The 6,306-nt window shown below is 65.6% G+C and carries 6 protein-coding genes; 4 read left to right on the forward strand and 2 right to left on the reverse strand.

The window, feature by feature from the left end; all coding sequences use genetic code 11:
• Positions 1–43 precede the first annotated feature (43 nt).
• Positions 44–763 (forward strand): MBL fold metallo-hydrolase, encoded by a 720-nt coding sequence (locus Q0O95_RS12785; RefSeq protein WP_293699363.1) that lies wholly within the window; start codon positions 44–46, stop codon positions 761–763.
• Here Q0O95_RS12785 and Q0O95_RS12790 read toward each other — a convergent pair.
• Both Q0O95_RS12790 and Q0O95_RS12795 read right to left on the reverse strand, forming a co-directional pair.
• Entirely contained in the window at positions 760–1,428 is a 669-nt protein-coding gene (locus tag Q0O95_RS12790) for a response regulator (protein ID WP_293699365.1), read from the reverse strand. The two genes, Q0O95_RS12785 and Q0O95_RS12790, sit on opposite strands and share 4 nt — an antisense overlap.
• Positions 1,425–3,002 carry a sensor histidine kinase gene (locus Q0O95_RS12795; protein ID WP_293699367.1) on the reverse strand — a complete coding sequence of 526 codons (1,578 nt, stop codon included), beginning with the start codon at positions 3,000–3,002 and terminating at the stop codon, positions 1,425–1,427. Before Q0O95_RS12795 ends, Q0O95_RS12790 begins: the two co-directional genes overlap by 4 nt.
• 137 nt (positions 3,003–3,139) lie before the next feature.
• Here Q0O95_RS12795 and Q0O95_RS12800 point away from each other — a divergent pair, with 137 nt between their 5' ends.
• The 3 genes from Q0O95_RS12800 to Q0O95_RS12810 form a co-directional block, all read left to right on the forward strand.
• A complete protein-coding gene (locus Q0O95_RS12800) occupies positions 3,140–4,180 on the forward strand; it encodes a tripartite tricarboxylate transporter substrate-binding protein (RefSeq protein WP_293699369.1) in 1,041 nt (346 codons plus the stop codon).
• Positions 4,177–4,734, forward strand: coding sequence for a tripartite tricarboxylate transporter TctB family protein (locus Q0O95_RS12805; protein WP_293699371.1), 558 nt, complete (start codon positions 4,177–4,179; stop codon positions 4,732–4,734). Before Q0O95_RS12800 ends, Q0O95_RS12805 begins: the two co-directional genes overlap by 4 nt.
• On the forward strand, positions 4,734–6,306 hold a 1,573-nt coding region (locus Q0O95_RS12810; RefSeq protein WP_293699373.1), incomplete at its 3' end, for a tripartite tricarboxylate transporter permease. The genes Q0O95_RS12805 and Q0O95_RS12810, both read left to right, overlap by 1 nt.

Here is a 6,306-nt window from a genome sequence, read left to right on the forward strand (position 1 = left end):
AGGCTATTGACATTAGCCATGAAGGCTAATTATCGTAGCTTTTATGGAAATCGCTTCCGGACTGCATCGCATCGGCGACGACACGATCGCCTGCTATCTATTCTTCGACGGCGACAAGGCGACGCTCGTGGACGCCGGGCTTCCCGGCCACATCCGCCCCTTGCGCAAGATCCTCAGGCGACTCGAAATACGAGAGCGGGACATCGCCGGTCTGATCCTGACCCACGGCGACGTCGACCACATCGGCTTCGCGGAACGACTGCGCAGCGAGTCCGGAACACCCGTCTACGTGCATCCCGGCGACGCCGCACGGGCTCGCGGAAAGGAGAAGCCGCCGAAGACCGCTGGCCCCGAGTGGCGGCTCGGCGCGGCGCTACGCTTCCTCGGGGTCGGTGCGCGCTTCGGAGGACGCACACGCCACCCTGCCGAGGTTCGCTCTATTCACGACGCCGAGGTGGCTGGCCTACCGGGCAACCCGCGGATCATCGATCTGCCGGGTCACTCCCCCGGCAGCGCAGCTGTGCACTTCCCCGCGGCGAACGCCGTGTGCGTGGGGGACGCCCTCACGACGAGGCACGTGCTCACCGGCAAGCGATCGCCCCAACCGGCTCCGTTCACCGACGAGCCCTCGCAGGCTGACAGCTCACTGGATGCGCTGCGGGAACTCGACGCGACAACCGTGCTGCCCGGGCATGGCCCTCCCTGGCGCGGCAGCACGGCATCCCTCATCGACGCGGTTCGCGCGTTCGAACATTCACGCTAACCGACCTGTGTGCTGGAGTACACCATTTCCGGCCGCCCCGCCTTTCCGTACGCGGGAGTGACGGATGCCCGCCCGTCCTCCACAAGCCGCTCGAGGTGTCGCCGCGCGCTGACACGAGAGAGCCCCAGTTCCTCCCCTATAACCGCCGCGGACGCGCCTTCCGCGCGCTTTTCCAGCGCGTCGGCGACCAGCGCGAGAGTTTTCGGTTCACGCTCGGACCGTACGGGCACGGCGCCCGTCATCAGCTTGTCGACGCTCCCCTGGTCGAGTTCCTGTGCGTCGGCGCTGTGCTGCAGGGCTGCGGCGACCTCGTCCATGCGTTCGTGCAGCGTCTTCATCGTGAACGGTTTGACGAGGTAGTGCCGGATGCCGAGCCGCCTGGCTTCTCGCACCGTGTCGACATCGCGCGCAGCAGTCAGCGCGACGACCTCGCCGCGATACCCCCGCGCGCGCACGGCCCGCAGCACATCCAGCCCGAGTCCGTCCGGTAACTGCATATCCAGCAGGACGAGTTCGACGTGCAGACTCGCGATCGCACCCACCGCACCGGATGCGGTTCCGGCCACTCCGACGACCGAGAATTCGGGATGCCGGTCGACGAAGCCGCGAGTCACCTCGGCAACCTGCCGATCATCTTCGATGATGAGCGTGCGGTGCACGGTCACCCCTCTCCCTTGTCCGTCGCCGGCATCGTAACCCGAAACGCGGCGCCGCCGAGCGTCGAGTCGCCGACGGATACCCATCCTCCTGCCCTCGTGACGAGACGTTTCACCAGTGCGAGCCCGAAGCCGCGAGCGAGCCCGTGCGGTTTACCTGCGTCGTGCGACTTACCGGTCACCCTGAGTTCGAATATGCGATCGCGCATATTCTCCTCGATGCCGGGGCCGGAGTCCTCGACCGCCATTGACACTCGTTCATCATCAGCAGCCAGGCTCACGATGACCGTTCCGCCGACGCCGACCGCCTCGAATGCGTTATCGATCAGATTGCCGAGGATGGTGGGACGTGCCACAGGGTCCTCACCGACGTCGTCAGGCAGGTGCGCGCCGTCCGCTATTTCGAATCGGATGCCGAGCTCCTTCGCTCTCGCACGCTTGCCGAGCAGCATGGCAGCGACCTCCGGGTCCCGGATGCCCGCCTGCCCCGTCAGGTCGCCGAGCGCCCCTCCCGCCCCAGCGCTTTCGATGACCTTCCTGGCGGATTCGCTCTCGCCCAGTTCGATGAGCCCCTGAATCGTGTGCAGCGTATTCGCGAACTCGTGCTGCTGCGCGCGGAGCGAATCGTTCGCGGTCTGCACGCCGTGCAGTTCACGGAGTGCGCCGTCCAGCTCCGTGTGATCGACGAGGATGATCGCGTGGCCGACCCGGGTTCCGCGAACATCGACCTCGTGCGACCGAACGAGCAGGATCCGTTCCCCCACCAGCGCGACCTGTTGTTCTTGCACCCCGACGTCGATATCGAGTGTTTGCCCGAGAAGCTCGCCGACGAGATCGGCTTCATCCTGCACATCGAGCAGCCGAAGCGCTGCGTCGTTCGCGAGCGTTATCGCGTCGTCCTCGTCGGTGACGACGATCCCCTCTGCAATGCCGTGCAGCGTGGCTTCGCGAAGATCGAGCATTTCCTTGATCTCCGCCGGCTCGAGGTCGAAGATCCGCTTGCGCAGGTATCGTGCAAGCCATGCGTTCAGCACGACGCCGAAGACCGCAGCGATGCCGATCGCCGCGAGCAACCACCAGAGCGTCTCGACGAAATCACTGCGCAGCTGCGACTCGAGCGTGCCGACCGAAACCTGCCCTATCACGGTGCCGTCATCCGCGATGATAGGCACCTTCACGCGCCACGACTCTCCCAGTGTGCCGGTCTGCGTACCGACGAACATCTCGCCGGTCACGATGGCGTCCGGCTCGGTTGACACCCGCTCTCCTATCAGCGCTGTGTTCGGATGCGAGAACCGGATTCCGTCGGCGTCGGTCACGACGACGTAGGTAACGTCGGAGGCCTCGCGCACGACCTCGGCGATCGGCTGGACCGCAAGCGAGGGCTCGTCGTGATCGAGCGCCTCCCGGATCACCGGGAGCTGAGCGACGGACTGCGCGACACCGATCATACGGTCGACGTAGGCGTCGCGAATGACCCGCTCCTGCACCCACGCCGCCGTCGCACCGGCTCCCAGCACGATGATGAGCATGACAACGGTCTGCAGCACCAGCAGTTGCCTGTGAAACGACATCGTCCGCATGGCTGGATTGTAACCAATCGACAACAATCACCGACTCCCGGGTGAACACAAAGAACACAACTCGGCCGCCCGCATGGAATTCGCATAGATTCTCCCCCACGAACGTCGAGGCGACGATCGAATCTCAAGGAGGAGAAATGCGACAACCCGTTCTCAGCTCGGACCGGCGTCCGCGTCGGGCAACAAGGGCAGCGACCATGACAGTGGCCGCGATTTCGGCGCTCTCACTGGCGTTGACCGCCTGCTCATCGAACGGCGACGACGGTGGCGGCGACGCAGCCCTGCAGAGCGTGAATCTCATCGCGCCGGCCGACCCCGGCGGTGGTTGGGACCAGACCGCGAGAGCGCTGTCGCAGGTTGTCACGGCGGAGGACCTGGCCGATTCGGCTCCCGTGACGAACATCGGTGGCGCGGGCGGCACGGTCGGCCTCGCTTCGCTCGCAAACGAGAACGACCCGCACACGCTCATGGTGACGGGCGCCGTCATGGTGGGTGCGGTCGAGACGAATGCGAGCGATGTCCGCATCGAGGACACGACACCCATCGCAAGGCTGACGGAAGAGGCGCTCGTGATCGTCGTGCCCGCTGCCAGCGAGTTCGAATCGGTCGGTGATCTGGTCGACGCGATCATCGCAGAGGGTCAGGGCGTTTCGGTGACAGGAGGCTCTGCGGGCGGCATCGACCACATACTCGCCGGACTGCTGCTCTCCGAATCGGGGGTCTCCGCGGCTGAGATTCCCGGGATGCTCAATTACGTTCCGAACTCGGGCGGCGGTGAAGCCGTCACGATGCTGCTGGGAGAGAACGCGATGGCCGGTATCTCCGGTGTCGGCGAATTCATCGAACAGATCGAAGCGGGCAGTCTCCGACCGCTCGCGGTCTCGAGCGCCGACCGCATCGACATGCTGCCGGACACTCCGACCCTCATCGAATCGGACATCGACGTCGAGCTGACGAACTGGCGCGGCGTCGTCGCTCCCGGCGACGTCTCCGAAGAGGACAGGGCACTGCTGGAAGACCTCGTCGAGCAGCTCCAGGGCTCTGCGACATGGCAGGAATTGCTCGAGACCAACGGCTGGGACGACGCGTTCCTCTCGGGAGCGGAATTCGACGAGTTCCTGACCGAGAACATCGAGACGACACAGGAGACGCTGACCACGATCGGCCTGCTCGAATGACGCAGCACAACCCCGGCACGCCTTCGGGCGTGCCGGGGGCACGCTCCACGGGGCCCTCGCGTGCCCATCGCATCGAGTCGATGGCGTTCGCCGGGCTGTTGCTCGCGATCTCAGTAGGCGTCATCCTGTTCGCCGGCACGATCCGCGAACCGATCGGGTCTTCTAGCGCAATCGGCGCACGTGCGATCCCGTACGCCGTCGGCATCCTCATGCTCGTCTCTTCGCTCGGGATCCTGCTAGCCCAGTTCCGGGGCCGGTACGGGCAGGCGGAAGAGGGCGAGGACGTCGACGCAGAAGCGAAGTCGTCGTGGGGCACGGTCGCAATCGTCGGCGCATCCTTCCTCTCACTCGTTGTGACCATCCCGCACCTTGGCTGGCCCCTTGCGATCACCATCCTGTTCGCGGGCGCCGCAATCGCGCTCGGCGCGAAACGCTGGTGGATGGCGATCATCGTCGGTTTCGTCATCGGCGCGATAACGCAGTTCGCGTTCGGCGCCTGGCTCGGCCTCTCGCTGCCGGCCACGGGCACCCTCACGAATTGGATCGGCATCTGATGGACGCTCTCGAACTGCTCATGCAGGGCTTCGCAACCGCGATGCAGCCCGAATACCTGCTCTACGCCTTCGTCGGCGTCGTGCTCGGCACCGCAGTCGGCGTGCTGCCCGGCATCGGGCCGGCCATGACGGTCGCACTGCTCCTGCCGCTGACCTACTCGCTCGATGTCACCGCTGCGATCATCATCTTCGCCGGCATCTACTACGGCGGCATGTACGGCGGGTCGACGACATCGATTCTGCTGAACACCCCCGGCGAGGCAGCCTCTATCGTCACGGCCCTCGAGGGCAACAAGATGGCCAGGATGGGGCGCGGCGCAGCGGCCCTTGCGACAGCGGCCATCGGCTCGTTCATCGCCGGAACGATCGCAACGGCACTGTTGACGCTCTTGGCTCCTACGATCGCGCAGCTCGCGATCAGGCTCGGGCCCGCCGACTACTTCGCGCTCATGGTCGTTGCATTCCTGACGGTCGGTGCCCTGATGGGATCGAGCGTCTGGCGCGGTCTCGCATCGCTGTCGATGGGCTTGCTGATAGGCCTCGTCGGCACGGATACGCTGACCGGTCAGGCGCGCTTCACGTTCGGTTCCGCACAGCTCGGCGACGGCATCGACGTCGTCCTGGTCGCCGTCGGTCTCTTCGCGTTGGGCGAGGCGCTCTACGTCGCTTCACGCCTGCGCGGCGGGCAGATACCGCTCATCCCGATCACGAAGGGCTGGCGCTCCTGGATGCGGAAGTCCGACTGGCAGCGCAGCTGGAAACCGTGGCTGCGCGGCACTGCGATCGGATTCCCCATCGGTACGATCCCCGCCGGTGGCGCGGACGTCGCCACGTTCCTCTCCTACGCGACCGAGCGCAAGCTCGCGAAAGGAGAGCACAGGAAGCAGTTCGGCAAGGGCGCCATCGAAGGCGTTGCAGGGCCCGAGTCCGCGAACAACGCTGCGGCAGCAGGCGTGCTCGTTCCGCTGCTGACCCTCGGCATCCCGACGTCCGCGACCGCGGCGATCATCATCTCCGCGTTCCAGACGTACGGTATCCGTCCCGGGCCGCAGCTGTTCGACAACCAGCCGACGCTCGTCTGGGCGCTCATCGCGAGCCTGTACATCGGCAACTTCATGCTCATCGTGCTGAACCTGCCGCTGGTCGGCATCTGGGTGAAGCTGCTGCAGATCCCGCGGCCGTACCTCTACTCGGGGATTCTCGTCTTCGCCGGTCTCGGAGCGTACGCCGCGAACTTCACGGTGTTCGATATCGGCGTGCTGTTCGCGCTCGGTGTCGTCGGGTTCCTGCTGCGCAGGCTCGGCTATCCGATCTCTCCTCTCGTCGTCGGCGCGATCCTCGGGCCCATGGCCGAGGAGCGGTTGCGGCAGTCGATGCAGCTGGGCAACTCCGATCCGATGTATCTCGTGCAGTCGCCGTTCTCGATCGTGGTCTACGGCACGATGGTCGTGATCATGGGCCTTGCGCTCTGGCTGGGGCATCGACGCAAGCGATTCGAGGCGAATCTGGCCGCCGAGACAGAAGCGTCGGAGACGTCGGCCATGGCCGCGATGGATGCCGAGGTCGAGGAAC

The sequence above is a fragment of the uncultured Agrococcus sp. genome (assembly GCF_945915485.1).
Taxonomy (GTDB): Bacteria; Actinomycetota; Actinomycetes; order Actinomycetales; family Microbacteriaceae; genus Agrococcus.

Bases quoted from the DNA above. Each gene is read 5' to 3' on its own strand.
- Q0O95_RS12785 (WP_293699363.1), top strand. From the start codon at position 44: ATGGAAATCGCTTCCGGACTGCATCGCATCGGCGACGACACGATCGCC.
- Q0O95_RS12795 (WP_293699367.1), bottom strand. From the start codon at position 3,002: ATGCGGACGATGTCGTTTCACAGGCAACTGCTGGTGCTGCAGACCGTT.
- Q0O95_RS12800 (WP_293699369.1), top strand. From the start codon at position 3,140: ATGCGACAACCCGTTCTCAGCTCGGACCGGCGTCCGCGTCGGGCAACA.
- Q0O95_RS12805 (WP_293699371.1), top strand. From the start codon at position 4,177: ATGACGCAGCACAACCCCGGCACGCCTTCGGGCGTGCCGGGGGCACGC.